Annotated in this window: 23 protein-coding genes; 12 read left to right on the forward strand and 11 right to left on the reverse strand. The window is 49.4% G+C overall.

Annotated elements, in window-relative coordinates; all coding sequences use genetic code 11:
* Positions 1-30: 30 nt before the first annotated feature.
* Positions 31-984, reverse strand: coding sequence for a LysR family transcriptional regulator (locus SPK40_RS06970; protein ID WP_248142488.1), 954 nt, complete (start codon positions 982-984; stop codon positions 31-33).
* 398 nt (positions 985-1382) lie between these two features.
* On the opposite strand from SPK40_RS06970, the gene fabG reads away from it, so the two are divergent.
* The 3 genes from fabG to SPK40_RS06985 all read left to right on the forward strand — a co-directional run bounded on the left by fabG (position 1383) and on the right by SPK40_RS06985 (position 3666).
* Complete coding sequence (gene fabG, locus SPK40_RS06975; protein ID WP_330959923.1) at positions 1383-2117, forward strand: 3-oxoacyl-ACP reductase FabG; 735 nt, start codon at positions 1383-1385, stop codon at positions 2115-2117.
* Positions 2118-2335: 218 nt separating this feature from the next.
* A complete protein-coding gene (locus SPK40_RS06980) occupies positions 2336-2581 on the forward strand; it encodes a hypothetical protein (protein WP_248142486.1) in 246 nt (81 codons plus the stop codon).
* A gap of 149 nt (positions 2582-2730) precedes the next feature.
* Positions 2731-3666 (forward strand): DUF4382 domain-containing protein, encoded by a 936-nt coding sequence (locus tag SPK40_RS06985; protein ID WP_330959924.1) that lies wholly within the window; start codon positions 2731-2733, stop codon positions 3664-3666.
* A 37-nt stretch (positions 3667-3703) separates the two neighbouring features.
* On the opposite strand, the gene SPK40_RS06990 is transcribed toward SPK40_RS06985, so the two are convergent.
* Entirely contained in the window at positions 3704-4036 is a 333-nt protein-coding gene (locus SPK40_RS06990; RefSeq protein ID WP_248142484.1) for a DUF3392 domain-containing protein, read from the reverse strand.
* 203 nt (positions 4037-4239) lie between these two features.
* Here SPK40_RS06990 and arfB point away from each other — a divergent pair, with 203 nt between their 5' ends.
* Complete coding sequence (arfB, locus tag SPK40_RS06995; protein WP_330959925.1) at positions 4240-4653, forward strand: alternative ribosome rescue aminoacyl-tRNA hydrolase ArfB; 414 nt, start codon at positions 4240-4242, stop codon at positions 4651-4653.
* A 105-nt stretch (positions 4654-4758) separates the two neighbouring features.
* Positions 4759-5643, forward strand: a complete 885-nt coding sequence (locus SPK40_RS07000) for an aspartoacylase (RefSeq protein ID WP_330959926.1) — start codon at positions 4759-4761, stop codon at positions 5641-5643.
* On the opposite strand, the gene SPK40_RS07005 is transcribed toward SPK40_RS07000, so the two are convergent.
* Positions 5627-5956 (reverse strand): DOPA 4,5-dioxygenase family protein, encoded by a 330-nt coding sequence (locus SPK40_RS07005; protein WP_330959927.1) that lies wholly within the window; start codon positions 5954-5956, stop codon positions 5627-5629. The two genes, SPK40_RS07000 and SPK40_RS07005, sit on opposite strands and share 17 nt — an antisense overlap.
* Before the next feature lie 352 nt (positions 5957-6308).
* Between SPK40_RS07005 and SPK40_RS07010 the strand changes: the two genes are divergently transcribed.
* The gene (locus tag SPK40_RS07010; RefSeq protein WP_330959928.1) at positions 6309-6845 is read left to right on the forward strand and encodes a cysteine hydrolase family protein; all 537 of its coding nucleotides are present in this window, start codon (positions 6309-6311) and stop codon (positions 6843-6845) included.
* A 107-nt stretch (positions 6846-6952) separates the two neighbouring features.
* Here SPK40_RS07010 and malT read toward each other — a convergent pair whose 3' ends face one another.
* Positions 6953-9670 carry an HTH-type transcriptional regulator MalT gene (gene malT, locus SPK40_RS07015; RefSeq protein WP_330959929.1) on the reverse strand — a complete coding sequence of 906 codons (2718 nt, stop codon included), beginning with the start codon at positions 9668-9670 and terminating at the stop codon, positions 6953-6955.
* A gap of 384 nt (positions 9671-10054) precedes the next feature.
* Between malT and SPK40_RS07020 the strand changes: the two genes are divergently transcribed.
* From SPK40_RS07020 to glgB, 3 genes are all read left to right on the forward strand, one after another.
* A complete protein-coding gene (locus tag SPK40_RS07020) occupies positions 10055-12514 on the forward strand; it encodes a glycogen/starch/alpha-glucan phosphorylase (protein ID WP_442957558.1) in 2460 nt (819 codons plus the stop codon).
* A 105-nt stretch (positions 12515-12619) separates the two neighbouring features.
* Positions 12620-14803 carry a 4-alpha-glucanotransferase gene (gene malQ / locus SPK40_RS07025; protein WP_330959930.1) on the forward strand — a complete coding sequence of 728 codons (2184 nt, stop codon included), beginning with the start codon at positions 12620-12622 and terminating at the stop codon, positions 14801-14803.
* A 45-nt stretch (positions 14804-14848) separates the two neighbouring features.
* Entirely contained in the window at positions 14849-16711 is a 1863-nt protein-coding gene (gene glgB / locus SPK40_RS07030) for a 1,4-alpha-glucan branching protein GlgB (protein ID WP_330960357.1), read from the forward strand.
* A 1-nt stretch (position 16712) separates the two neighbouring features.
* On the opposite strand, the gene SPK40_RS07035 is transcribed toward glgB, so the two are convergent.
* Positions 16713-17072, reverse strand: coding sequence for a hypothetical protein (locus SPK40_RS07035; protein ID WP_248142477.1), 360 nt, complete (start codon positions 17070-17072; stop codon positions 16713-16715).
* A 435-nt stretch (positions 17073-17507) separates the two neighbouring features.
* On the opposite strand from SPK40_RS07035, the gene SPK40_RS07040 reads away from it, so the two are divergent.
* The gene (locus SPK40_RS07040) at positions 17508-18590 is read left to right on the forward strand and encodes an autotransporter outer membrane beta-barrel domain-containing protein (protein WP_248142476.1); all 1083 of its coding nucleotides are present in this window, start codon (positions 17508-17510) and stop codon (positions 18588-18590) included.
* Positions 18591-18631: 41 nt separating this feature from the next.
* Here the strand turns inward: SPK40_RS07040 and SPK40_RS07045 are convergent, their stop codons facing one another.
* From SPK40_RS07045 to SPK40_RS07065, 5 genes are all read right to left on the reverse strand, one after another.
* On the reverse strand, positions 18632-19393 hold the full coding sequence (locus SPK40_RS07045; RefSeq protein ID WP_330959931.1) for an iron ABC transporter ATP-binding protein: 762 nt from the start codon (positions 19391-19393) through the stop codon (positions 18632-18634).
* A 5-nt stretch (positions 19394-19398) separates the two neighbouring features.
* Positions 19399-20346 (reverse strand): iron chelate uptake ABC transporter family permease subunit, encoded by a 948-nt coding sequence (locus tag SPK40_RS07050; RefSeq protein ID WP_330959932.1) that lies wholly within the window; start codon positions 20344-20346, stop codon positions 19399-19401.
* Positions 20339-21313: an ABC transporter permease gene (locus SPK40_RS07055; RefSeq protein ID WP_330959933.1), complete on the reverse strand. Its 975-nt coding sequence runs from the start codon at positions 21311-21313 to the stop codon at positions 20339-20341. The genes SPK40_RS07050 and SPK40_RS07055 overlap by 8 nt, the downstream gene beginning before the upstream one ends.
* A 42-nt stretch (positions 21314-21355) precedes the next feature.
* Complete coding sequence (locus tag SPK40_RS07060; protein ID WP_330959934.1) at positions 21356-22282, reverse strand: siderophore ABC transporter substrate-binding protein; 927 nt, start codon at positions 22280-22282, stop codon at positions 21356-21358.
* Positions 22283-22507: 225 nt separating this feature from the next.
* Entirely contained in the window at positions 22508-23407 is a 900-nt protein-coding gene (locus SPK40_RS07065; RefSeq protein WP_248142471.1) for a LysR family transcriptional regulator, read from the reverse strand.
* A 114-nt stretch (positions 23408-23521) separates the two neighbouring features.
* On the opposite strand from SPK40_RS07065, the gene SPK40_RS07070 reads away from it, so the two are divergent.
* Together SPK40_RS07070 and SPK40_RS07075 are read left to right on the forward strand one after the other, a co-directional pair.
* Complete coding sequence (locus SPK40_RS07070) at positions 23522-24379, forward strand: TauD/TfdA dioxygenase family protein (RefSeq protein WP_330959935.1); 858 nt, start codon at positions 23522-23524, stop codon at positions 24377-24379.
* A 33-nt stretch (positions 24380-24412) separates the two neighbouring features.
* Entirely contained in the window at positions 24413-25213 is an 801-nt protein-coding gene (locus tag SPK40_RS07075) for a TSUP family transporter (RefSeq protein ID WP_330959936.1), read from the forward strand.
* 105 nt (positions 25214-25318) lie between these two features.
* Here SPK40_RS07075 and SPK40_RS07080 read toward each other — a convergent pair whose 3' ends face one another.
* Positions 25319-25807 carry a GNAT family N-acetyltransferase gene (locus tag SPK40_RS07080; RefSeq protein ID WP_330959937.1) on the reverse strand — a complete coding sequence of 163 codons (489 nt, stop codon included), beginning with the start codon at positions 25805-25807 and terminating at the stop codon, positions 25319-25321.
* Positions 25808-25837 lie beyond the last annotated feature (30 nt).

The raw sequence follows: 25837 nt of genomic DNA on the forward strand, positions 1-25837 counted from the left end.
AACGTGACGAACGAATGAAGCCCTGGCGGATTACTCGGACACCACTTGTGCGGGTTCCTGTTGCACCAGGGCACTTTTGTTCTGCTGGTCGATTTCCTGAACGCGTCCGATTAAATAATCTTTAAAATTTACGCAACGGGCCGGCATATATTTCCGTGGTTTGAAGTAAAGATTGAGTTCGAACTGGCTGCTGACATAATTTTTGAGAATTGCCTGCAGCCGGCCTTCCTTTAAATCATTGCTGACCAGGCTATAGGGCAGATAAGCAATGCCGCCCCCGGCAAGGGCAATATTTTTTAAGATTTCACTGTCATCCGCTTCGACTGTCTGTGCAATTTCAACAGAGTTATATTCTCCGTTCTGCTCGAATATCCATTTATTGCCGCCCACAAGAGTGGTCGCATACAGACAAAAGTGACTTTTCAGCTCATCGGGTAATACAGGTTCGCCGTGATGTGCAATGTATTGTGGTGAGCAGCAGGCAATTAACGGTTCACGGAGCAGGGAACGTTTGACCAGCAAACTGTCTTTATCCTGCAGACCCCGGTAGGTTGCATTGGCCCGAACAGCAAAATCGACATCATGGACATGATCGACTTCAAAAGCTGTCTCTATCACCACAAAATTGATAGACGGATGAATCTGGACATATTCGCCAATGATCTGACTCAGGTAATATTTGGCGAATAAAGGCGTACTGGCGACCCGAATTAAGCCTTTATCCTCATTGCTGAGGTTCTGAACTTCATTAAAGACATCATTAATCTGGCTGTTAATCAGACTGAATCTGTCATACAGGCGCTGCCCGGCCTGAGTCGGGGATATTTTTCGGGTGGTCCGTTTGAGTAAACTGACGCCCATGCTTTCTTCAAGTTCGGTCAGCCAACGGCTTCCGGCAGACGCAGAGATCCCGTACTGCTTTGCGGCTTCGCTCAGCGAACCACTTCGCACCACATGTAGAAAAAAAACTACTTTATCGAGCATGCTCTGCAACAGATCCTTGTTCAATTCCTTTCTTACATTTATAGCAAAGGCTTCGTTCAATACCAGTGAAGAGTTGATGAAGTCTTGGATGACAGTTGTAAGTGATTGTTGAATAAGAAATCGGTAATTTTGACCTTGTGTCAGAAAATGATGTCACATCATGTTATTTCTATCTGTCATTTGATGATAATGAGGTGGGTTATCCTCGTATTAATCTATGTTTCAGCTGAATCTGGCTTGGTCCCATCCGGGTGATCGCAAAGGTGAATTGCAGCTTTGAGTGTAATCATTTGATTTATTTCATCTAAAATCAGGTATGAATGAAGTGAGCAGGGAAGCGGTGTGCCCGCACTGTATTTGATTTTCACTTCGGCATTTCGAACCAAGAGGGAAAGACTATGTTAGACAACAAGGTTTGCATTGTAACGGGAGGCGCGCAGGGCATTGGCCGTTGTATTGTGGAGACCTTTGCAAGGCATCAGGCTGCAGTCGTGTACGCCTGCGATATGAATGCAGCTGCAATGGCTGATTTGGAGAAAACTTACAAAAATGTGAAAGCCATTGAGTTGAATGTTTGCGACCGTGACGCGATTACCCGCTTCATTGATGCGATTCGCAATGAGTCTGGTCGTGTAGATGTACTGGTCAATAATGCCGGGATTACCCGGGATAACCTGATTGAGAAAATGTCGGTTGAAGAATGGGATATGGTCATTGACGTTAACCTGAAAGGGGTTTTCAACATGACGCAGGCGGTTGCGCCACTCATGATGGAACTAGGAAGCGGCTCAATTATCACGATGTCTTCCGTTGTGGGCACGGATGGTAATATTGGCCAGAGTAATTATGCCGCAACGAAGGGCGGTGTCATTGCAATGACGAAAGGCTGGGCGAAGGAATTTTCCCGCAAAGGTGCTCAGGTCAGAGCAAACTGTATTGCACCAGGATTTATTGAAACACCTTTGACAGTCGACCTGCCTGAGAAAATTCTGGATTATATGAAATCGAAAACCCCGCTTCAGCGAATGGGGCAGCCGCAAGATATTGCAAATGGTGCGTTATTTCTGGCAAGTGAACAGTCATCCTTTATTACCGGGCAGACACTGAAAATTGATGGCGGACTGGTGATTTAAGTCGCTGTAGTATTTATGCCTGTTGTACACAAAAGCCTTGAAAAATCGAGGCTTTTTTGTTTTTGAGTCAACGAATTGCGATCATGATTCAAGAGTCTGGAAATGGTCAACTGTCCTATTCAGACAAGGGATTACACGAAGTGTAAATATGCATAAATTTTCTTTAACTATGACCTTCAACACCGTATTATTTTGCCACTTTGCAGGTTTTTGAGGTTGTGAGAGTGCTTTCTGGTTTTGTTTCACCAAGTCTGCTGTTGATTGTTGTGGTGTGCTTAATCACCCTGGCGATTGCGCTGCAAAAACAGTGGCTCTGGCTGACGCGATTCTCATTGGCCGGTCTGCTTATTGCTGCTGCGATGGTGGCGAAATATCAGTATCAGGACTTGCAGTCAGTTGGTTCTTGCCTGAATCGTCTGGAAAATCCCCGCTCAATTCAGCATGGTTGCATGCGCGTCGATTAAACGATATCTCGCAGAAGATATGTGACCTGATTTATAGCCTTGTCATTTTTTTATCCCCCTCTGTCATTTTGTTGTTAACTCTTCGCTGCGATGCTGTTATTTGCATTTTGAATCGCTAAGCTTGCACAAAAAGCAAATGGAGCAGTTTCATGAAAAAGGTTTTGATCGCTGGGATGGCAAGTCTGGTGCTTGCTGGATGTGGTTCCGGCTCTGACGATCAGGCGACAGGTAAGATTTCTCTTGGCATGTCTGATGCGCCTGTTGATGGTCTGGAGAAGGTTTGTGTCGCTTTCGATAACATTACTGTGCACCACACAGGCGGGAGCGAATCATCCTGGAGTGCGACTTCTTTCGCAGCGGATCAGAGTTCAGCGACCTGTGTTCCTGATGGATTGAGCATTCCGGAAGATGAAAACGGTCAGCCAAAATTCATGGTTATCAATTTACTCGACTATCAGGGCAGTAAAGCACTGCAGGTGTTGAGTGATGAAGTGTTACTTGCTGGTCAGTATACGCAAATGCGTTTGTCTGTACTGGAGAAAGGCAGTTATACCGATGGCACACCGTATTCTCATGTGGTGACTGATACGGATGCTGTGGAAGGAATTCGCGTACCAAGCGGAGAATTGAAACTGGATGGTTTCACGGTGGAAGCGGATTCAACTCAGGCATATACGATTGAATTTGATCTGCGCAAGAGCATGGTCCTGAATGCAAATGGCTATCAGCTGAAGCCTCGCGGCGTACGTGTTGTTGAAAATACAGCGGTTGCGACGATTGGCGGCACTGTAGATACAGCGCTTTGCAGCAATGATTTGTCGAATGCCTTTGTTTATATTTATCCGTTATCGAATGGCGGTGAGTTCGGAGATCTGGGTTCTGAGCATGAACCACTGACTTCGGCAGCAGTTGATCCGGTCACAGGCCAGTACTCTGTGGGCTATCTGCCGCTGGATACTTATGACCTGAATCTGGTCTGTAATGGGAACGAAGACGATCCTGAGCAGGCCAATGATTTGCTGACGGTCGAAACGACCATTTATGATCAGATCTTAGGTACTGATGGCCTGACCGTAAACTTCTGACAGATTTCGATAAAAAAACCGCCGGAAGGCGGTTTTTTTATACCTGATTATTTCGCTGAGCCCAGCTGCCAAGTATCACAAAGGTACCCAGCACCACAGCTAACAGCCAAAGGTTGCTTAACCCTGCCAGTTTTGTGGCTAACCAGGGTGAAACGGCAACAATCAACAGGCCGTAGCCAAAAGCATTGACGAAAATAAAAGCACAGGTGCGGATGAGAAAGTTGGTTCCCGACAGGTAACGCCTCATGATCATGTTGATATCCGAACCGAATACAACAAGTAAACATGCCATCATCGCCATTGAAATATCATTGATCCAGGGACGCATCCACTGACCAGATTCAGCTAAATAATGTAGTACTGTATCCATAACTGATTGTTATCAAACAAAAGGAGCAATTGGTGCCGGACAGGATACGCTGAGTCAGAGGAACGATGAATGTCGCTGTCAGTGAGATGCAAAGAAGATCACAGATTGAAATTGCTTTCGTCCTGACTTCAGGTTTGGTTTTGCTGGACATTTGCAGCTGAAATCAGAGAATAGGGAAAGCGTAATTACAGCGAAAGACAGTTATGTTACACATTTCGAATGCCGTTCAAATCGCGGACTGGGAAATTGAAATTTCAGCGATTCGTGCTCAGGGAGCCGGCGGTCAGAACGTCAACAAAGTTTCAAGTGCTATTCACCTGCGTTTTGATATCCATCGCTCCAGCTTGCCTGATATTTATAAAGAAAAACTCCTGAATTTGTCTGATCAGCGCATCACAAAAGACGGCGTGATCATTATCAAGGCGCAGCAGTTTCGGACGCAGGAGCAAAACAAGGAAGATGCTCTGCAAAGGCTGCAGCAATTGATTCAGTCGGCCATGAAACAGGAGAAGAAACGCAGAGCAACCAAGCCGACCCGGGCATCCAAGCAACGTCGAATGGATAAGAAATCACAACGCGGGCAGGTGAAGTCGATGCGAAGTAAAGTGAATTATTGATTGAAATAAAAAGTCTTTAAAAATGCTTGTTTATTCGCGTGTTGAAGGCTGGCATACTGAGGCCCTCTTCAAATTTTCTGATGATTCCAAGTGGTGATGACAAGGATGAAAAGTATTAATTCTGTCGCAGTCGTGGGCGGTACTCACGGCAATGAATTCAGCGGTATTTACCTGTTACGTCAATGGCAGCAAAATCCGCAGCGCATTACCCGGGACAGTTTCACAACGCAGACTCTGTTTGCGAACCCCAAGGCGCATGAAGAAAACAAACGTTACGTCGACAGTGATCTGAATCGTCAGTTTTCAGTGGAAGATCTGGCTAATCCTGAGCTGGCCAATTATGAGCAGAGCAGGGCAAAAGTGATGAATGAAATTCTGGGGCCAAAAGGTAACGCCAGAACAGACTTCATCATCGATTTACACAATACGACCAGTAACATGGGGCCAACACTGATTGTGCTGCAATCTGATGATTTCAACATCAAAATGGGTGCTTATGTGAAAGCCCGGATGCCAGAGGCCGTGGTTGTTTTTGAAGATCAGATCCCGCTGGCGGAACATAAGTTTGTCAGCTCTATCGCACAACAGGGCGTGATTGTTGAAATTGGTCCGCAGCCGCAATCTGTGATTCGTCAGGATGTCCTGGACTGGATGGACGCCATGACCGGCCATATCCTCGATTACGTCGATTTATACAACAAAAACGAACTGCCAGCGCTGCCTGGAACCTACGAAGCGTACCGGTATACCGAAACGTTAAAACTGCCTGAAAATGCCAAAGGTGAACGGGTCGGCATGGTGCATAAAAATGTGCAGGACAACGATTTCAAACCCCTGCATAACGGCGACCCGATTTTCACTTTATTCGATGGAACCGAGATTCACTGGGACGGAAACTACGAAGCTTACCCGCATTTTATTAACGAAGCCGCGTATTACGACAACAATCTGGCTATGTCTCTGGCCGAAAAGATTACGGTTGCGTTGTAAAAATTCCGGTATGGATCGGCAACTGCTGACCTAACCAGCTCGCATTGACGGTATGATCAGCCAGTTCATTGGCAGAAACCGGATGGATCAGAACAGATAATCCCGCTCTGTTCTGGTCCAGCCATTCAATAAAACCAGTCCTGTTATCCGAAAAATGCATTTCAAACATGGGTTTATCATGGGGGCCCACCCGTCTTGGAACTAACGGAAAAATAGCCAGGATGTCATCAGCTCTTTCCCCGATAATTTTCTGACGAACCTGCTCAGCTAAGATTTGCTGAGATAAATCAAAATAGACGTGAGCATGATACATAACTCTCTCCTTCAGTCGTTTATGCTTGCATCTTATCCCTGTGAGACATTATGACCAGCGCATGAAAGTGAAGCAATTATTCGAAAAATTCGATGGTTCAGTTTATCCATTCCCGGGACAACTGAGCGAGGTGGGCCATCATCTTACAGCGCTAATTCGAAAATGTAGGGTAGGATGTTCATCGCTATATGTGAAACCTGAACAAGGTCGCAAAAAGGGAGTTGAATCACAGGGAGCTCTGCTCAGAAACAAACGGATTCACTTCAAATTGCGCTCCCGGTAATTAGCTGATACAACACACATTTCACGCCAATACCAGACTTAAAGTCAGGATTCAGAGTAAGGACACGTTATGAAAAAAGCCGTGCTTGTCATTGATGTACAGCGCATTTGTTTTGAGCCTGAGCCGCAGCCATTTGAAGCGGACGCGGTGGTTGCCCGGATCAACCAGCTGACTGCGTGGGCCAGAGATAAATCGTTGCCTGTGGTTTTTATTCAGCATGAAGAGCCAGGAACCGAGATTGCTTATCAAACCGATGGCTGGCAGCTGCATCGTGCGCTGGTGACCGCTGAAGACGATCACTATGTCCGCAAAACAACGCCAGATTCTTTCCTGAATACGGAACTGAAAGCGACGCTGGATCAGCTTGGCGTGGATGAACTGGTGATCTGTGGTTACGCAACAGATTTTTGTGTCGATACCACTACGCGTCGGGCGGCTTGCTTAGGTTATGGCGTGGAACTGGTCTCAGATGCGCATACAACCCATGATAAGCCTTATGCGACGGGTGAACTGATTCGTAAACATCATACTTCTGTGCTGTCCTGGGCAGAGAGTTTCCCGAAACGGATTATAGCGATGCCGACGGCTGAGCTGATTTCAGGCTGACTTGGCTTGAAAAAACAGGGATGAGAAAGGGGGAGGAGAGTCCTCCCCCCGGTGACAGAGCAGACGGGGGACCGTTCAGGCGGAAGACCGGTCGAGTGGAAGACCGGTCAGGCGGATTGATAACCCATCAGTCCCAGAAGTTCCTGAGCCGTTTCAATCGCCTCATTGCGGTTTGCAATATTCAACTTCTGATACAGATTCCGGATGTGAGTTTTGATGGTTGTCGCCGCCACATCCAGTTCCGATGCAATTTGCTCATTGCTATATCCGGTGTAAATCAATCCCAGAACCTGCCATTCCCGTTGTGTCAGCGGGCTGGTCCGCACAAGCTCTGGTAAGTCAGGCAGATTCAGAAGCTTCTCTACAAAGGCTTCATCAAAGTGAACCAGACGATGCCTTTCTTTACTGCTCATATCCCGAAGCAACTGACGGGCACGATGCAGTGACAGCTCATTCAGCATTTTGTCATCAACCAGTTCCTGCAGCAGATCCTGAATATCATTAGCCGCGATCAGGAAATTGCCCACCATGCCCGTGCTGTTGGTCAGACGGAGCGCTTCCGTCAGGTGTGCCAGTGCAGACGAACGATCGCCGGCATGTTTACTGATCACCGTCTGAAGAATCAGGTTTCGGTTGCGATCGGTCACCAGCTGATGCTTATCGCAGCTTTCGAGCAGCATTGTGAGGATGTTCTGAGCCTGTTCAATCTGGCCGGTGATCAGGTTAGCCAGCGCCAGGTTTCGCCATTGTTGCTGTTGAAAGTGATTACAGGAGCCGTCCGGTTCAACAGCCTGACGCAGCCATTTGCCGACGCTGTCAATATCTTTGATTTGCTGCCAGTACAGCAGGTTGGCAATATCGGCATTCGCGCACCAGTCAATATGATATTCGGCACATTCCATCAGCTCATTACAGCGCTGCAGATAACGGGCAGCTTTGTCTTGCTCACCACGGGTAACGGCAATACGGGCAAGCATGGAATAGGCCTGTAATGACTTCGTATCGTCATATGGTGCGAGAACGTCCAGACTCTTGAATGCGGCTTCTTCAGCCTCATCAAGCCGGTTCCAGCACCAGAGAATTTGTGCTTTCAGCCGCAGCAGGAACTCATGCAGCGGCACCTGTTGTAGATGCTGATCTTTGATCAGTTTAAAGGCCTGCTCAAGCAGTTCAAAAGCGGGCTGAACGGCACCCTGCGCCAGCAGAATTTCACTCTGTTGCAGCAGTGCCCACAGGGCCTGATGGTATACGTGGTACTGCCGGGCCATCTTTTCCGTTTGCTGCATCATCGGCAGGGCGCGGCTGAGGTTCCCCAGACAGTGATGGACTTCACCCACGACAGACGTTGCGACAATCCGGCTGCGGTATGTTGTCGCCGGTAGCTGACCGAGTGCCTGTTCTGACAGCAGTAAGGCTTCTTCCGGTTGCCCCTGATTGATGGCAACCTGCGCCCGCAGTGCATTCAACTCCCCCTGAAGTGCATCGTCAAAAACGATGTTGTTCGCCAGCATTTCGGCTTCGGATTCCGCAATTAAGTCTCCGACTTCATGATAGCGGTGCTGACTCTGAACCAGCCAGAGTCTGAGCAGAATCAGGCGCGGGCTGCTGAACAGCATCGATTTGTCCAGCGAAGCAATGCATTCTTCCAGCAGTTTCAATTCGCCGTGGTGGAACATATTCCAGCCGTGATCCGACAGGATGGCCACCATCAGCTCATGATTGCTGCTCTTGCGGACATGATAGAGAGCCTGCTGCGGACTGTTCTGATTCAGCCAGGCCTGAGCCGCTTTATTATGCAGCGCTATGCGCTGTTCAGGGATGTGTGCATGGCGTTTGTGACGCAAAAATTCAGCAAAAAGGTGGTGGAAGCGATACCAGTTATCTGCCCCTTCCAGCGGGCTGATAAAGAGTCCGTAGCGGTTCAGCATTTCCAGCTTCATCAGCGCATCGCTGCGCCCGGTTAAGTCCATCACCAGTTCGGCATTGAACATATCCAGCACAGAGCACTGAAGCAGGAAGGCGCAGGTATCCTCATCAAGCAGGTCAAACACTTCTTCCGCAAGATAATCCCACAGATGACTGCGGTTAAAATTAGCCAGCGACAAAGCTGACTCAGCCAGATGATTGGGGCGCTGCTGGGCATGAAGCGCGATGAGCTGAAGTGCAGAAGGCCAGCCTTCAACCTGAGCACGAAGGCTGCTGAGTGCGCTTGTTTCTAACTCGTTCGCCACACGTTTGCTGAAAAAACGGGTCGTTTCTTCTTCATCAAACGCCAGCCATTCGTGATCGACTTCGATCAGTAAATCCCGGACACGCAGGTTTGCAGTGCCCAGCGGAGGCAGGCTGCGGCTGGTAACGACCAGAGTCAGCTCATCCGGCATGTTTTTCAGAAAGAAACGCATCCCGTCGTGGATATCTTCGTTGTGGATGACGTGATAATCGTCGAGCACCAGAAAAGTCGGGTGAGGGTAATCCTGCAGTTCCGCGAAGAGTTCGCCGAACAGTGTGCTGAGGCAGGCAAACTGTCTGCGTTCTGCCATGGCTTTTGTTTTCAGGCAGGCATCATGCGTGGCCTTGTTCAGGGCCTGAAGCAGGTAATTGGCAAAACGAAACGTATCGTTGTCATTGTCATCGAGATTAAACCAGCCCGTATGCGGATGTTCGTTCAGCCACTGTGCCGCCATTGTCGTTTTGCCATATCCTGCCGGAGACCGGAAAAGCACCAGCCTGTATGCAGGGGCATGTTGCAGCAAATCCAGCAACCGTGGTCGTAAAATAGCGTTGTGCAGGCGTGCCGGGCGGGTCAGCTTTGAAGGTATCCACATAATTCTGATTATCTATATTGTGATGGTTCATGGTGTAAGCGCATTTTTATCATCACCTGACTTGCAGACTAAATCAGCATTTCTTGCTGTCTCATCCCTTAAAATAAGTGACTGGTCACACTTTAATAATCATGCGGCTATTTTTCGGGACAGCTTTGCACGAACGCAAAGAACCCGGGTTTTGTGATGTCAGTCAGTGTAAGTGGTTCTGAACGGATGAAAATTCAGGAAATTGTCACATATTTGGGTCTCCCTCGAGAACTACGCCCTGTTACTCCTCCCTCAGTCCCGGCAATTCAGGATGATGTTTTTCCCCAATGCCACAGGCAGCATTAGCATCAGATTTTTTCATTTTCGAAGCATTAACCCGACAGCGAGAAACCCATGATGCAGAAGCAAACTAAAGCGTCTTTTGATAAGGCCGCATTTCAGACTTCGGTTGAGCAACATCTCCTGACAACCTACGCACAGACACCAGCAACAGCAGCACCTCGTCACTGGTATATGGCCATGAGCCGTGCGCTGGCAGAAATCAGTACGGGCAACCTGATTGACACAGAGCAGCAACTGGCTGCCGAATCTTGTCGTAGCGTGAATTACCTTTCGATGGAATTCCTGATTGGCCGTCTGACCGGGAACAACCTGATCAGCCTCGGTTTATATGAGCAGGTTTCAGAAGTGATGGCATCGTTCGGTCAGAACCTGACGGATCTGCTGGAAGAAGAGCGGGATCCGGCACTGGGTAACGGCGGACTGGGCCGGTTGGCAGCCTGTTTTATGGATTCACTGGCGGCGCAGGAGTTTCCGGCCGTGGGTTATGGCCTGCACTATGAGTACGGTTTGTTCCGTCAGTCATTTGATGGTGGCCGTCAGATGGAAGCGCCGGATGCTTGGCGCGGACAGGAAGGATATCCGTGGGAAGTACAGCGTCCTGAACTGAACCAGACGGTGGGTTTCTTTGGGCAGGTGGAAGTTTATACCGATGAAACCGGCGCACAACGTCGCCGCTGGGTTCCGGGTCTGCAGGTAGATGGGATCGCCTGGGATCTGCCGGTAATCGGCTATCAGAATAACAGTGTTTACCCGCTGCGACTGTGGGAGTGCCGTGCACCGGCACCGTTTAATCTGGCCATGTTTAATGACGGCGACTATGTCGGTGCCCAGTATTCGGCCATTGAGGCCGGGAATATCACCAAGGTGCTGTACCCGAATGATAACCATGAGCAGGGTAAGACACTGCGCTTGATGCAGCAGTATTTCCACTGTGCCTGTTCAGTAGCTGATATTCTGCGTCGTCATCTGGCCGCAGGCCATGCGATTGAGACACTTGCAACGCTGGAATCGATTCAGCTGAATGATACACACCCGACGATTGCTATTCCGGAACTGATGCGCGTTCTGCTGGATGAGCACCACCTGAGCTGGGATGCGGCATGGACTATCTGTAATCAGGTATTTGCGTATACCAACCATACCTTACTGCCGGAAGCGCTGGAGACCTGGAGCGAATCGCTGATTGCTCATTTGTTACCGCGTCACCTGGAGATCATCTTCGAAATCAACCACCGGTTCCTGGAAGCAGTCAATGCCAAATGGCCGGGTCGCGATGACATCAAGCGGAAGCTTTCTGTGATTGAGGAAGGTGAGCAGCGCATGGTGCGGATGGCAATTCTATGTGTGATCGGCAGCTATGCGGTGAATGGCGTAGCAGCGCTGCACTCCGAACTGGTGAAACGCGATCTGTTCCCTGAGTTTGATGCAATGTTCCCGGGTAAACTTCAGAATGTGACCAACGGGGTGACCCCGCGCCGCTGGCTGAAGTTCTGTAACCCGGCACTCAGTGCGCTGATTGATGAAAAAATCGGAACCGATTGGCCGGCGCATCTGGAGCAGTTGTCAGCACTGGCTGATTTTGCGGATGATTCAGCCTTCCAGAAGCGCTACATGGCGGTGAAGAAAGCAAATAAACAACGTCTGGCTGACTGGGTCTCTGAAAATATGGGCATCACGCTGGATACGGATGCCATTTTTGATGTGCAGATTAAACGTCTTCACGAATATAAGCGTCAGCATCTGAACCTGATTCATATTCTGTCGCTGTATCACCGCTTACTCAATGATCCGGATTTCGACATGCATCCGCGTGTCTTCATCTTTGCAGCTAAAGCGGCACCGGGCTATGCGTTGGCGAAAGATATTATTTTTGCAATCAACAAAGTGGCCGATAAGGTTAATCACGATCCGCGTCTGGGCGGCAAGCTGAAAGTGGTCTTTATTCCGGATTATCGTGTCAGCCTGGCTGAGATCATTATTCCGGCAGCCGATGTGTCGGAGCAAATCTCAACAGCCGGTAAGGAAGCATCAGGCACGGGGAACATGAAACTGGCGCTGAACGGTGCGTTAACCATCGGCACCATGGATGGCGCGAATGTCGAGATTCGCGAGGAAGTGGGCGATGACAATATCTTCATCTTTGGCTTGCTGGTGGACGAAGTGCTTGAACTCAAGCAACAGGGTTATCTGCCGTACCGTTATTATGAGTCCGACAGTCTGCTGAAAGCGTCACTGGATCTGTTGCTGGGTGAGACGTTTACACCGGGTGAGCCGGAAGCGCTGGCCGGGATTCGTCATAACCTGCTGGAAGGCGGCGACCCGTATCTGGTGCTGGCTGACTTTGCAGATTATGTCTCTGCACATGAGCGAATCGATGAAGCTTACCGGGATCAGGCAGGCTGGGCCCGTAAGGCTATCCTGAATACTTCGCTGGTTGGCAAATTCAGTTCTGACCGCAGTATTCGTGATTATGTCGACAATATCTGGCAGTTGAAGCGTGTAAAACGCTGATATTTTTGCCGGGGCTGGTTTGGCCCCGGCTTTGTGATTTGTGGTGAACCAGGGCGTTCGAACACATTCGGGAGAGAGACCCCTGTGGTGTCACGGAGAAGAAAAATGAGAACAGAAAAGGTTGTGAAAGACATTGCCAGACAGGCTGGGCTGGCAGCCAGTTACATCAGTGCCTGGGGAGAAGAGACCGCAGTCAGTACGGATACGCTGACACGCTTGCTGGCAGCGCTGGGCTACGATGTCAGCAGCGATGAATCGCTGGAAGCGTCAGCAGCCAGATTGCAGCCAAGAGAAGTGTTGGCGCCGGTGAAGGTGATTCGTCGCGGTGAACCGGTCCGGGTGGAACTGACACTCGGCCGCAGTGCCCGTGTCAGCGATTTCAGCTGGAAACTCGAAACGGAACAGGGCGAGGTGATGGAAGGCTGGCTGCAGTCACAGCTGGTTTCTGACGAAAGGGAGGAGGGCGGAGACATGCTGTTTGCGCTGCCGGATCTCCCTTTGGGTTATCACAAGCTGGAAATTTTCCGCAAGCGCCGTCAGTCACCTTATGAAATGACACTGATTGTCACGCCGGTTGCCTGTTACAAGCAGCCAGCGCTGGAAAAAGGAACCAAGCTCTGGGGCCCGAGTGTGCAGTTGTATTCCGTGCGTACCGGTCATAACTGGGGTATCGGCGATTTCGGCGATCTGAAGCAACTGGTTTCGGATATCGCTGCGCAGGGGGGTGATTTTGTCGGTCTGAACCCGATTCATTCTCTGTTTCCGGCAAACCCGGAAGGGGCAAGTCCTTACAGTCCGTCTTCCCGACGCTGGCTGAATATCATCTATATCGATGTGTGCTCCGTACCGGAGTTTGCACAATGTGATGACGCGCTTCAGCTGGTGGGCAGTGAGACTTTCCAGCAGCGTTTAGTTGCAGCGCGTGACAGTAACTGGGTGAATTACAGTGAAGTTGCCTGCCTGAAAATGGCGGTGTTGCCGATGCTGTTCGCGACGTTCAAACAACGTCACCTGAAAGCAGAAACAGCGCGTGGCCGGGCTTTCCTTGATTTTGTTGAAACCGGTGGTGAGAGCCTGATGCATCAGGCTGCCTTTGATGCCTTACATGCTGAGCTGAAACAGAAAGATGATCAAATCTGGGGCTGGCCGGTGTTCCCTGAACAATACCGCCATTTTGAAAATGCAGCGGTGAAACAGTTTATCAGTCAGCATCCGGAGCAGGTTCAGCTGTATATGTACCTGCAATGGCTTGCGGATACCCAACTGGCCGAAGCACAGCAGCTTGCTGAAGAAAAAGGCATGGTAATGGGTTTGTATCGCGATCTGGCCGTTGGCGTTTGCGATTCTGGCGCGGAAACCTGGGCGGATCAGGGGGCATTATGTCAGGACGTGAGTGTTGGTGCGCCGCCGGATATTCTGGGCCCGCTCGGACAAAACTGGGGCTTACCGCCGTTTAATCCGCAGCAGTTGCGTCATACAGCGTATCAGCCTTATATCGATCTGCTGCGTGCCAATATGCGTCACTGTGGCGCTCTGCGAATTGACCATGTTCTGGGCTTACTGCGTCTGTGGTGGATTCCGAAAGGCGAATCGGCTAAACAGGGTGCCTACATGTATTACCCGGTTGATGATCTGATGGCGATTCTGGCGCTGGAAAGTCATCGTCACCAATGTACTGTAATCGGTGAAGACCTGGGCACAGTACCGGATGAGATTGTAGAGAAGCTGGCAACGGCAGGGATTCATTCCTACAAGGTGTTCTTCTTCGAAACTGCGGAAGACGGCGGCTATTATTCACCGGCACATTATACCGAACAGTCAATGTCGGCCCTGTGTACACATGATATGCCGACACTGCGTGGCTTCTGGCATTGTGATGATCTGAAGCTGGGCCGCGAGCTGGGACTCTACCCGGATGAGGCACAGCTGAAAACCTTGTTCGACGGTCGTGCTGAGAGCAAGCAGCGTATTCTCGACAGCGTGAACTGGCACGGTTTCCTGCCGGAAAATGTGGGTCGGGATGCGTTGTACGTTCCGATGGATCGTGCATTGAGTGAAGGCCTGCAATTGCATCTGGCTGCGGGTGCCAGTGCCTTGCTGAGTCTGCAGCTGGAAGACTGGCTGGAGATGGATAAACCCGTGAACATTCCGGGCACCGTAGATGAATACCCGAACTGGCGCCGTAAACTGTCTGCGAATCTGGAAGATCTGTTCAACCGTCAGTACATTGTGGATCTGACCAAACGCCTGACAGAAGTTCGCGCCCGGGCATCACAAAAAGCGGAGTAGCCAGTGAAGACTGAACCCGTCGAAATCAAACACTGGCTGCCGGATATGGCTGAACTGGGTCATCCGTCGACCCAGTATCACCACATGGGGGCACAGCTCATGGAAATTGACTGCTCTGAAGGTGTGGTGACTGGCGTACGTTTTCTGGTGTATGCGCCGAATGCAAGTGCAGTCAGCGTGGTGGGTGACTTTAATCAGTGGGACAGCCGACGTCATCCGCTGACCTCTCTGGAACAGGGTTATTGGGGGTGTTTTGTCGAAGCACTGTCAGCAGGAGTGCGGTATAAGTTCGAGCTGCGCGATTCGTCTGGTCATCAGCTGCCGCATAAAGCGGATCCCTGGGGGTATCAGGCCGAGCAGTATCCGTCTTTTGCATCTCTGGTCTATGACCACAGTGCTTACCAGTGGCAGGATGAGGACTGGCAGCGACGTCCGGTTACCCCAAAGCATGAGCAACCGCTTTCGTTTTATGAACTGCATGCCGGTTCGTGGCGACGTCACGAAAATGGTGAGCACCTGAGCTACCGCGAGCTGGCGGCTGAACTGATCCCTTATCTGACTGAGATGGGCTATACCCATGTGGAATTGATGCCGGTTTCGGAGCATCCGTTTTACGGCTCCTGGGGTTATCAGCCCGTTGGCTTATTTGCTCCGACCAGCCGCTACGGCTCACCGGACGACTTTAAATTTTTCATTGATCAGTGCCATCAGGCAGGGTTAGGTGTGATTCTGGACTGGGTGCCGGCGCATTTTCCGGCGGATGATCATGGTCTGGCGTTTTTTGACGGCACGGCGCTGTTTCATGATCCGGATCCGCGCCGGGGCTGGCATCAGGACTGGCAGAGTTATATTTATGACTACGGGCGTGAGCATGTTCGTCGCTTTCTGGTTGCCAATGCACTTTCCTGGTTTGAGCATTTTCACATCGATGGACTGCGGGTCGATGCCGTCGCATCGATGCTTTATCTGGACTATTCCCGTCAGCCGGGCCAGTGGATTCCGAACGAAGATGGCGGCAACATCAATCACGATGCAGTCAGTTTACTGCGCTGGATGAATGAAGAAGTCTACAGCCGATATCCGAATGCAATGACGATTGCGGAAGAATCGACGACGTTTCCCGGCGTTTCCCGTCCGACGTATGAAGGCGGGCTGGGTTTTGGCTTCAAATGGAACATGGGCTGGATGCACGACAGCCTGACTTATATGCGTGAGGATCCGATTCATCGCCGTTATCATCACGACACACTGACCTTTCCGCTGGTGTATGCGTTCAGCGAAAACTATGTGCTGTCGCTCTCGCATGACGAAGTCGTTTACGGAAAAGGGGCCCTGCTGAATAAAATGCCGGGTGATGAATGGCAGCAGACAGCAAACCTCAGAGCATATCTGGGTTACATGTATGGTCAGCCTGGGAAGAAACTGAATTTTATGGGTTCAGAAATTGCTCAGAGTGTTGAGTGGAATCATGACGGCGTGCTGGAGTGGCATTATCTGCAATATGAGCGCCATGCCGGGGTGCAACGTCTGGTGAAGGCGCTGAATCAGCTGTATTGTCAGACGCCTGCGCTGTATGAACAGGATTGCGATCCGGCCGGATTTGCCTGGTGTACTCAGTCAAATGCAGAACAGAGTGTGATTGCCCATGAACGTTATGCCAAAAATGGGGAGAAGGTGCTGGTGGTCAGTAATTTCACGCCCGTTCCGCGTGAGAATTACGGTATCCCGGTACCGGCTGCCGGACACTATCAGGTGCTGCTGAATACGGATGATTCAGAGTTCTGGGGCAGCGGTCAAACTGTTCAGGCGCGTACCGGCACATTCTGGGATGAAACCCGTCAGACGCATCTGCTGGTGCTGAACCTGCCACCGCTTGCGACTGTATTTTTACGGTATGATGCAGACTGATTCATTTTGCCGGTGCGCTTAAGTCCACAGTTTCCAGCGGGTTTGGACAGAACTGACGGGTTTTGTCCAACACCTGTTTTTGCAGCGACTGATCTGCATTAATGCCGGGATATTTTTTTCGCAGTGCTTCCATACATGCTTCAGTTGCACTGAGCATCTGTGTCAGTTCACCCTTCGAACTCATCAGACGGCTCAGGTCATTGCCTTTCTCCGTTTTCATTGCCTGTAAGGCTTTTTCCAGGGCTGCATAGGGTTCAGCCAGACAACCACAAACGTCTTTTGCCGCCTGATCCAAGTCATCGGCCTGTACCGGGGCGGTCATGATGAGGGTTGCCAGGAACATCGGGGTCAGCTTTTTCATGTAGAACTCCGGCCAAGAAAAAAATTGAAGATATAAATGTGTTGTACAATTTTGCGATGTCGAGGATGTGCTGATCATTAAGTCTTTCTCACATCAGGCAATCTGGATTTGTCCCCATAGCAGATAAATACAAATGCGGCATACTTTGGTTCGCAAAAAAATACTTGTATTATTTTTGCGACGTTGTTCAAAAAACGCCCACCCTATACTCAAGACTAGATGCACTTGTGACGATGTATTAGATGCGTCTAATAAAGGCGTACATAACATTATAAGCGTGTAGGTTTAGGGGGCGATATGGGAAGCGCATATCGGTGTCACGGTGTCTGGGTACCAGCAGTCTTGCTTGCAGTGTCAGTTCCGCAGTCTTCATGGGCGGACAGCAGTAAATCCAGTTTCGTCAGTTCAGTGTCAGATGAGGTCATGGATTCTCTGATGACTATTGCCAGCGATGTCCGGGTCGACAAACCCAGCCAGAAAGAATCGGTTCATCCGGCAGCCAGTATTTATTCTTCGTCAGTCGCGTTATATCCGGGAGATGTCAGTGCCCGGACCAGCAGTGTCCGTCAGGACAGCCGGGGTCGTGCGGTTTATGCGTCTTCGAACGAACCGGGTTCTGCAGCTTCATATTTTGACAATGCGAACGGCGGGCTTGGCACCTACATGCGAGTTGAACGTTCAACACCGCAACTGACGTTTAGCCAGTATCATTCCGGACGGAAGCAATCATCGGCCAGCCAGGAATATTCTGTCACCATGGGCGGGGATTATCTGCTGAACAACAATTATCTGTTTGGTTTAGCTCTGGGGATGCCAAGTTATAAATCAGCAGACTATGAAAATGAGACCGGCAGTGACATTGATGGTTTAGTCGCGTCGGGTTACTTCAGCTATTTCAAAGATGCATGGTTTCTTGATTTTACGGCCAGCTATGCCCTGATCGATACCGATATGAACCGTCAGGTAAATATGTATACCGATCCGGTGGTGAGCAGTATGGATGATGCAGATTCGGATGTCTGGGTGTTTACGCTCGGCGGCGGATATGTGGTGGATTATCCCTATGCCAAAATTGCCTTTGAAAGTTCAGTGCAATATACGCTTTCAGATCAGGACAGATATAACGAAAGATTGTCCAAAGGGAATTCGAACTACGTGATTTCCCGTGTTGATGACGTCAGTAAACTTGAAGGTACCACTTTTATCACCGGCGCCACCATTTCAAAGCCTTTCCGGACCAGCATCGGTATTTTTCAGCCTTATTTGAAAAGCTACCTGCATTACGATTATCAGTTCCATTCCGACCGTATTGTCAGCCAGTTCAAATCCAGTTATTCCAGCAGCAATCTTCCGGTGATCACACAGTCTGAAGATCAGTTTTACGGTCGTTTTCACGCCGGTGTTTCCGGTGCATTTAACGACAAGTGGGTTGCTTACGCCGAGGCCAGCACGCTGGTTGGTCTGGATGATATGACACCGTCACTCTACAGTGTCGGAGTGATTATTCCGTTTAAATAAGGCTTATCCGATTGATTCAGGATAAGCCTTACCCAGCTTTGTTAACCGCCGTAATACAGACAAATCCGCTGTCCGTCGATCTCCTTGATATCAAACGGGATTTCATACATAGCTTCCATGATGTTCTTTTCAATCACTTCATGGACTTTCCCGCTGGCGACCACTTCGCCGCGTTTCATCGCGATAATGTTATCTGAATAACAGGAGCTGAAATTGATGTCATGGATCACGACGACGACGGCTTTTTGCATGTCTCTTGCGAGTCGGCGAAGCGTCATCATGATGTCGACGGAATGGCGGATATCCAGATTGTTCAGTGGTTCATCCAGAAAGATGTAGTCAGTATCCTGCGCCACAACCATGGCGATGAAAGCCATTTGTCGCTGGCCGCCACTGAGCTCATCAATAAAACGGTCCTGAATCTCCCGGATGCCCAGGTGATCCAGCGCTTCATCAATGATGCGGTTATCTTCAGCCGTCAGTCGTCCCTGAGAATGCGGATAACGACCAAACGCAACCAGCTCGCGGACTTTAAACCGCATATTGATATTATTTGACTGCCGCAGTACAGCCAGTCGTTTCGACAGGGCTTTGCTGTCCCACTGGGATAGAGGCGTGCCGGCAATCACCACTTCACCGGCATCACTGTGGGTCAGTCGGCTGGCCATGGAGAGCAGGGTGCTTTTTCCCGCGCCGTTCGGGCCGATAATAGAAGTCACTTCACCTTTGGGAAAAAGCGCCGAAGCATCTTTCACCACGGTGGTATTGCCATAATGTTTGGTTAATCCGGTTAGTTCGATCATAAGCTTCAGATTTTATTTCGGGTCAGCAGATACAGAAAATAACTGCCACCCACAAAGTTAATCAGGACGCTGACAGTGGTTTCAAATTTCAGTACTTTTTCAACGAAATACTGACCGCTGATCAGCAGCAATACTGCCATCAGGCTGGAAATCAGAATCAGATATCTGTGATGGTAAGTCCGGAAGATCTCCCGGGTCAGGCTGACGACAATCAGGCCAAAGAAAAGAACGGGGCCGACCAGCGCAGTCGAGATTGAAATCATCACGGAGACGACCAGCATGACTTGCAGGGTCAGCTTGCGGGTATCGATCCCCAGACTTTTTGCGTTGTCTTCTCCCAGCCACATCACATCTAGCTGCGGAGACAGGTGCAACAGATACAACAGGCAAATTGTGAGCATCGGAGCACACCAGTAAACCAGTTCACTGTTCACATTGTTAAAACTGGCAAACATCGCATTCTGAACCACGGTGAACTCATGCGGGTCGATGAGCATGGCAAAGAAGTTTGAGATGTTGGAGAACAGACTGCCTAGCACAATTCCCAGCAACAGCAGCGTAAAGACATTGGTATTGCGGCGACGGAAATACAGACTGAACAGCAGGACAGACAAACCTGTCATCAGGAACACGCAAACAAAGAAATTGATTTTCTGATTGATAATCAGAATGCTGGCGCTGCCAAACAACACGACAATAATGGTTTGCAGCATGATGTAGAGAAAATCAAACCCCAGAATGGACGGTGTCAGAATCCGGTTATTGGTGATGGTCTGGAACACCATCGAAGATGCTGAAATGGCAATGGCTGCCAGACAAATCGCTAAGACTTTCGGGATGCGGCGGGACAGGAAAAAGCTGTAGTTATCCGGTGTCAGTCCCTGCCCGATGAAATAGCCAATGATGAGCACAGACAAAGCTGCCATCCAGATGACTTTCATGGAATCACGCATTGGTTTTGTCCTTCAGTACCAGATAGATGAACGCTGCACCGCCAAGCACGGAAACGATCATGGAGATTGGAATTTCATAAGGGAAGATGATCAGGCGGCCGAGAATGTCACAGGCCAGAACGACCACGACGCCCCAGAAGGCTGTCCAGGGCAGGTTTCGCTTCATGTTGTCGCCGAGGAACAAAGACACCAGATTCGGGATAATCAGGCCGACAAAATAAATCACACCCACGATCATCACGACCGACGCGGAAATCACGGCCACAATGATGACGCCAATCAGCACAATGTTCTGATAGTTCAGCCCGATATTTTTCGCGAAACTTTCGCCAACGCTGGCTGCACTGAACTGACTGGCAAAATGATAGGCAAGCACAGAAGCCGGAATCGCAAGATATAACAGCTCATACTGCCCCTGAAGTACCGAAGAGAAGTTGGCGATGGTCCAGGTTTCCATGGTCTGAACCAGATCATATTTGTAGGCAATGAACTGAGTAAAAGCGGAGACGACATTCCCGAACATCATCCCGATCAGAGGGACAAGCACGGTATTTTTGAACGTCAGCCGCTGCAGGAATTTGACGAACAGCAGGGTGCCACCGACTGCAAACGCAAAAATGACGGCTAGATCGACCCATTTGCTCAGACCGGAAAAAAACACCATGCTGGCCACATAACCAAGCAGGGCACAATCGATGGTTCCTGTGGTATCCGGGGCTGCAAATCGGTTCTGGCAGATCTGCTGCATGATCAGCCCGGCAATACTTAATCCGGCGCCGGCCAGACAAATAGCCAGCAAACGTGGGATACGGCTGGTGATCAGGATAGAGGTGGCTTCGATATCGCCTTGCCAGAGGCTGCTGAGCTGAAGATCTGCAACACCGACGGACAAAGAGGCAGCGCTGAGGAACAGCAGCAACGTGCCGGATATGAAAATCCGGGAAAAATAAATGTTTGATGAATTCATAGTAAACCGAGACCTGCCGGAAGGCAGGCCTCACAACATGGATTAGAACAGGGCGTTTATATCGTCGATCATTAACTCGGTCGCTGTTGCGCCAGCCATGGTGATGTACCAGGCGTTCGGGTTCAGATAGACAATATGGTTATTCTGAAAAGCTGGCGTTGATTTCACCAGCGAGTTGTCGAAACGCGCTTTTGCTTTGCCGGAATCACGGCCAATGGCTTGTTCCCGGTCCAGAACCAGCATGGCATCTGGCTTGGCATCAGCAATGTATTCAAATGAAATCAGGTTGCCGTGCGGGCCGCCAGCTGAAACTTTCTCGCTTCGGGCAGGGGAGAAGCCAAAATCATCGAAGACCATCGAAAAACGGCTGCCTTCATTGAACATGGCGAGCTTGTTGCCGTTGTTCATCAGCATCAGCGCATTCATCTTGCTGTCTTTTACCCGATGTTTGGTGGCATTCAGTTTTGTCTGAACGTCTGCGATGAGTTTTTCGGCTTCTGCTTGTTTGTTGAAAATTTCACCCAGCATGCGCCAGTTTTGTTGCGCATCCTGCCAGTACTGACCGTATTCAACGGAGTACATGATGGTCGGAGCGATTTCCTGAAGCTGATCCATCAGAGGTTTCATGCGTGCTTCAGCAATAATCAGATCAGGCTTGGCCATAAAAATGGCTTCGAAATCCGGCTCCACAACTGATCCTACGCCTGCATATTTTTCATCCTGATATTTGTTCAGGTACGCAGGCATCATAGATTTCACGACACCGACTGGTTCGACACCCAGGCGATCCAGCGTATCCAGGCTCCCCTGACCCAGAACAACAACCCGTTGTGGTACTTTGCTCAGCGTGATTTCGCCCAAAGCATGTTTGATCGTTTTCGGTGAATTGTTGTCAGCAAATACGGCTTGTGCAGTCAGCAAACCGGCAGCCAGCAGAACAATGCGTGACAGAAGGCCAAATGATTTCATTGTTTCTACGTCCTAAGGATGAAATAAGTCGCACAATGCTATTCAATTTGCAGTTTATTGTCACGAATAAAACTGATAATCGTTCTTTTTTGTATTTGATGTTTGGTGTAAAAAGAATGCTGTATATTCTGAGTTTTTAGACAGAAATCACCTTAAAATCATAGGATTGTAGGTGATTCTGGTGTGGATGTCTGCCTTGCATGTAATTCCGGTCTTTACACTGATTTACCATTGGCGGGGCAGATTTTCCTTCAGATAGTCCAGAAACAGACTGAGTTTTCTGGAGCGTTTACTTTTTTCTGCTGAAACCAGCGCCACAATATTAGCCGGAGAAAGCGCATAATCGGTGAGCAGGGGAATCAGTCTGTCCGCATCGATTTCTTTTCTGACATCCCACTCAGAACGCTGAATCACGCCATGACCTGCCAGTGCCCATTGTTTGACGACCTGACCTACATTACTGGCCAGCTTAGGCTCAATCCGAATGCTGATGGACTGGCGGGATTGCGGATTGAACTTCCACATCGTGACATCTTCATTGTTTTCTTTCAGTGCAATACAGGCGTGTTTGTGCAGATCTTCCGGTGTGTTGAGCGGCGGCGCTGAAGCCAGATACGCTGGCGAGGCCAGTAAGAAACGACGATTGTTCGCCAGATGAATGCATTTCAGTGAGGAGTCCCGGAGCTGACCGATATAGATCATGACATCCGGTTCGAGGGTATGAGACCAGCTTGGGTTATCGGACAACGTCAGTTCGATCACCAGATTCGGATAATGCTGCTGAAACGCAGCGATCAGCGGTGCGATATAGGCAGAACCGAACCCCAGCGGTGCCAGCACATTCAGTTTACCTTCGATCATGGATTGATTACTGAGCAGATCATTCTGCAGGGCTTCCAGTGCCAGCAGAATACTGTGTCCTTCCCGGGCCAGCCGCTGACCTTCAGATGTAAGCCTGGTGGATCTCAGGTTACGGTCGACAAGGGTTACGTTCAGTTTTCGTTCCAGAGCTTGCAATCGCTGTGAAACACTCGGTGGCGTGACATTCAGTTTCCTCGCAGCTGCCGCCAATGACGGACTACCGGCAACAACCTGAAAGAATTCGATGTCCTGAGAATTAATCATTAAGTTCTATCTAAATGTGTGAATAAGTAATCGTTAATTTAACTTAATGTGCAACCTTGGTACAACTAGGCGCGTTTATGAACCCAAGGCATATTAAGCAGAGAGAATATCACGATGAACAGTCACGGCTTATCTTTGGCTTCTCTGGCAAGTGAAGCGAAGCCCCTGGCACCGAGTTTTGGTCTGGAATTTACCCATCAGTCTCTGGCAAATTTAGTCTCAAATCACTTCCATGAACTTTATCAGGCCCTGATCCGCCATAAACTTCTGATTTTTAGGAAGCAGGATACGTCACCAAAGCAACTCATCCAGATAGCAAAAGCAATGGGTGAGGTGCAGCGCTATCCATTTTCCAGCGGGATTGAGGATTACCCTGAAATCGTTGAAATTCGCAAAGAACCGACGCAGCAAAATGTTTTCAGTGGTGTCTGGCACATTGATTCGACGTACCTGGATTCGCCACCGGATTTCACTTTGCTTGCAGCAAAACAGACGCCCTTAGTTGGCGGAGATACCGTGTTTTCTGATGCTCAGAAGGCTTTTTCTGCGCTGTCTGAAGGGATGCAAAAATTTCTGTTAGCCGAAAAGGCAGAATATATTTCGAATAAATTTCAGGATGCCGGTAAGAAGGCGTCTCACCTGGTGAATTTCACCGAAATTGCCATGGCAAACACATATTTCTCCGCCTCTCATTTTGCAGCAAAACGCCATGAAGAAACCGGCATTCCGGCCATTTATGTCAATGACGAGCACACGAGTCGTTTTTCATCAATGTCCACAGAAGAAAGCGCCCCGATTCTGAATTACCTTTTCCGGCACCTGACGCGGGATGAATTTACAGCGCGTGTTCAATGGGAAAACGACACCATTGTGATCTGGGATAACCGGGGACTCCAGCATCATGCTGTGAATGATTATTTCGGGGAATTACGGGTGATGCACCGGCTCATTATTCGCTCCGGTCAGCGCTGATATCTCAACCTCAATGAAATCAAAGGAAAATATATGCTGGAGTCTGTCACTTTTGTACCGTCGGATAGTGTTCTGCTGATATTGTTCGCCGCGGCCTTTCTCGCCGGGGTCGTAGATGCCATTGCCGGCGGAGGCGGGTTAATTACGGTTCCGAGTCTGCTGCTGGCCGGTGTTCCGCCGTTAACTGCCCTGGGTACAAATCGGCTGCAAGCCGTTATTGGGGAACTGACGGCATTTCTGACGTATTTGTGGCATCAGCAAATGAATCTGAATGGTTTGTTGTCCGGCATGATTGCGACAGCGGTGGGCGCACTTGCGGGCTCTTATGCGGTCAGTCTTTTCCCGGCAGACGCATTAAGAATCTTGCTGCCTGTGCTCATGGTGGTCATCACCATCTATTCTGTGGTGTCTAAGCGGTTTAAAAGCAATGAAGCCGCCGAGCCGAAGATATCTGTACAATGGTTTATGATCTCCATGGGTCTGCTCATCGGTTTTTATAATGGCTTTTTTGGTCCGGGAACCGGCGCTATCTGGATGATCGCTTTTGCGATACTCCTCGGATATACCGCGAAGCAGGCTAGTATAGCAACCAAGCCGCTGAACTTGATGGGGAATCTTGTTTCACTGTTCTTTTTCATCATGATCAGCAGTGTGAACTACAAAATAGGACTGCTGATGGGGCTGGGCCAGATCCTGGGGTCTGTGTTAGGCAGTAAAATTGTGATTCGCAATGGTGACAAAGTGGTTCGGCCGGTCTTCATTACGGTGACCTTACTGATGACCGTCAAACTGATATATGAAACAGGAACCGGGCCTTTACTCGCGCTGCTTTAGGTATACGGGATTTTGGTGTGCAGCCCTGGCCCTGTGTATGATACTTCGATGTCTTCTTTCTCGGGGCAGGGCGGCTGTTGATATTCGGGTCTATTTGAGTCAGTACTACTCGAAGATGAGTGACATTTGTATTGAATCAAAAAACGTCTCATTAAATTTCATGGCATTTTTCTTGGTCACTTCAGTAACAAAACCTAATTTTTTATACAGGTTGATGGATGGGAAGTTATCTGCGCGAGTTTCTAATTCTATCCGGGAGATGCCTTTGGATCTGGCTTTCTTTAAACAGGTTCTGAGTAGTTGTTCACCAATGCCTTGGCCACGGTAAGCTGGATGAACGCCCATCCCCAAATTTCCTCTATGGGCTAATGTTGATGCCCAGTGTGGAAAAATATCTGCCCAACCGACGACTTGATTGTTGACTAGTGCAACATACTGGATGGCATCATTCTCAATACTATCTTTGACAAATGAAGTTATAATTTCCAGAGGCAATGCTTCTGTTTGTGCCAGGAAACGATTTTCTTTGGCGACAGTATCTAAGCATTCATGGAAACTCTCTACATGCTCCAACCTTATTTGAGTAACCAACATGACCTGAATCCTTTCAATTTGTTTGACGAA

It is taken from the genome of Photobacterium sp. 53610 (assembly GCF_036409375.1).
Taxonomy (GTDB): Bacteria; Pseudomonadota; Gammaproteobacteria; order Enterobacterales; family Vibrionaceae; genus Photobacterium.

What these genes read in the sequence shown, in the direction of transcription:
- SPK40_RS07080 (WP_330959937.1), bottom strand. Translation starts at nt 25,807, where the DNA reads ATGTTGGTTACTCAAATAAGGTTGGAGCATGTAGAGAGTTTCCATGAA.
- SPK40_RS07035 (WP_248142477.1), bottom strand. Translation starts at nt 17,072, where the DNA reads ATGAAAAAGCTGACCCCGATGTTCCTGGCAACCCTCATCATGACCGCC.
- SPK40_RS06985 (WP_330959924.1), top strand. Translation starts at nt 2,731, where the DNA reads ATGAAAAAGGTTTTGATCGCTGGGATGGCAAGTCTGGTGCTTGCTGGA.
- SPK40_RS07075 (WP_330959936.1), top strand. Translation starts at nt 24,413, where the DNA reads ATGCTGGAGTCTGTCACTTTTGTACCGTCGGATAGTGTTCTGCTGATA.
- arfB (WP_330959925.1), top strand. Translation starts at nt 4,240, where the DNA reads ATGTTACACATTTCGAATGCCGTTCAAATCGCGGACTGGGAAATTGAA.
- SPK40_RS06970 (WP_248142488.1), bottom strand. Translation starts at nt 984, where the DNA reads ATGCTCGATAAAGTAGTTTTTTTTCTACATGTGGTGCGAAGTGGTTCG.
- SPK40_RS07065 (WP_248142471.1), bottom strand. Translation starts at nt 23,407, where the DNA reads ATGATTAATTCTCAGGACATCGAATTCTTTCAGGTTGTTGCCGGTAGT.
- SPK40_RS07050 (WP_330959932.1), bottom strand. Translation starts at nt 20,346, where the DNA reads ATGCGTGATTCCATGAAAGTCATCTGGATGGCAGCTTTGTCTGTGCTC.
- glgB (WP_330960357.1), top strand. Translation starts at nt 14,849, where the DNA reads ATGGCTGAACTGGGTCATCCGTCGACCCAGTATCACCACATGGGGGCA.
- SPK40_RS07070 (WP_330959935.1), top strand. Translation starts at nt 23,522, where the DNA reads ATGAACAGTCACGGCTTATCTTTGGCTTCTCTGGCAAGTGAAGCGAAG.
- SPK40_RS07010 (WP_330959928.1), top strand. Translation starts at nt 6,309, where the DNA reads ATGAAAAAAGCCGTGCTTGTCATTGATGTACAGCGCATTTGTTTTGAG.
- SPK40_RS07055 (WP_330959933.1), bottom strand. Translation starts at nt 21,313, where the DNA reads ATGAATTCATCAAACATTTATTTTTCCCGGATTTTCATATCCGGCACG.
- malQ (WP_330959930.1), top strand. Translation starts at nt 12,620, where the DNA reads ATGAGAACAGAAAAGGTTGTGAAAGACATTGCCAGACAGGCTGGGCTG.
- SPK40_RS07040 (WP_248142476.1), top strand. Translation starts at nt 17,508, where the DNA reads ATGACTATTGCCAGCGATGTCCGGGTCGACAAACCCAGCCAGAAAGAA.
- fabG (WP_330959923.1), top strand. Translation starts at nt 1,383, where the DNA reads ATGTTAGACAACAAGGTTTGCATTGTAACGGGAGGCGCGCAGGGCATT.
- SPK40_RS07005 (WP_330959927.1), bottom strand. Translation starts at nt 5,956, where the DNA reads ATGTATCATGCTCACGTCTATTTTGATTTATCTCAGCAAATCTTAGCT.
- SPK40_RS07000 (WP_330959926.1), top strand. Translation starts at nt 4,759, where the DNA reads ATGAAAAGTATTAATTCTGTCGCAGTCGTGGGCGGTACTCACGGCAAT.
- SPK40_RS06990 (WP_248142484.1), bottom strand. Translation starts at nt 4,036, where the DNA reads ATGGATACAGTACTACATTATTTAGCTGAATCTGGTCAGTGGATGCGT.
- SPK40_RS07020 (WP_442957558.1), top strand. Translation starts at nt 10,055, where the DNA reads ATGATGCAGAAGCAAACTAAAGCGTCTTTTGATAAGGCCGCATTTCAG.
- SPK40_RS07060 (WP_330959934.1), bottom strand. Translation starts at nt 22,282, where the DNA reads ATGAAATCATTTGGCCTTCTGTCACGCATTGTTCTGCTGGCTGCCGGT.
- SPK40_RS07045 (WP_330959931.1), bottom strand. Translation starts at nt 19,393, where the DNA reads ATGATCGAACTAACCGGATTAACCAAACATTATGGCAATACCACCGTG.
- malT (WP_330959929.1), bottom strand. Translation starts at nt 9,670, where the DNA reads ATGTGGATACCTTCAAAGCTGACCCGCCCGGCACGCCTGCACAACGCT.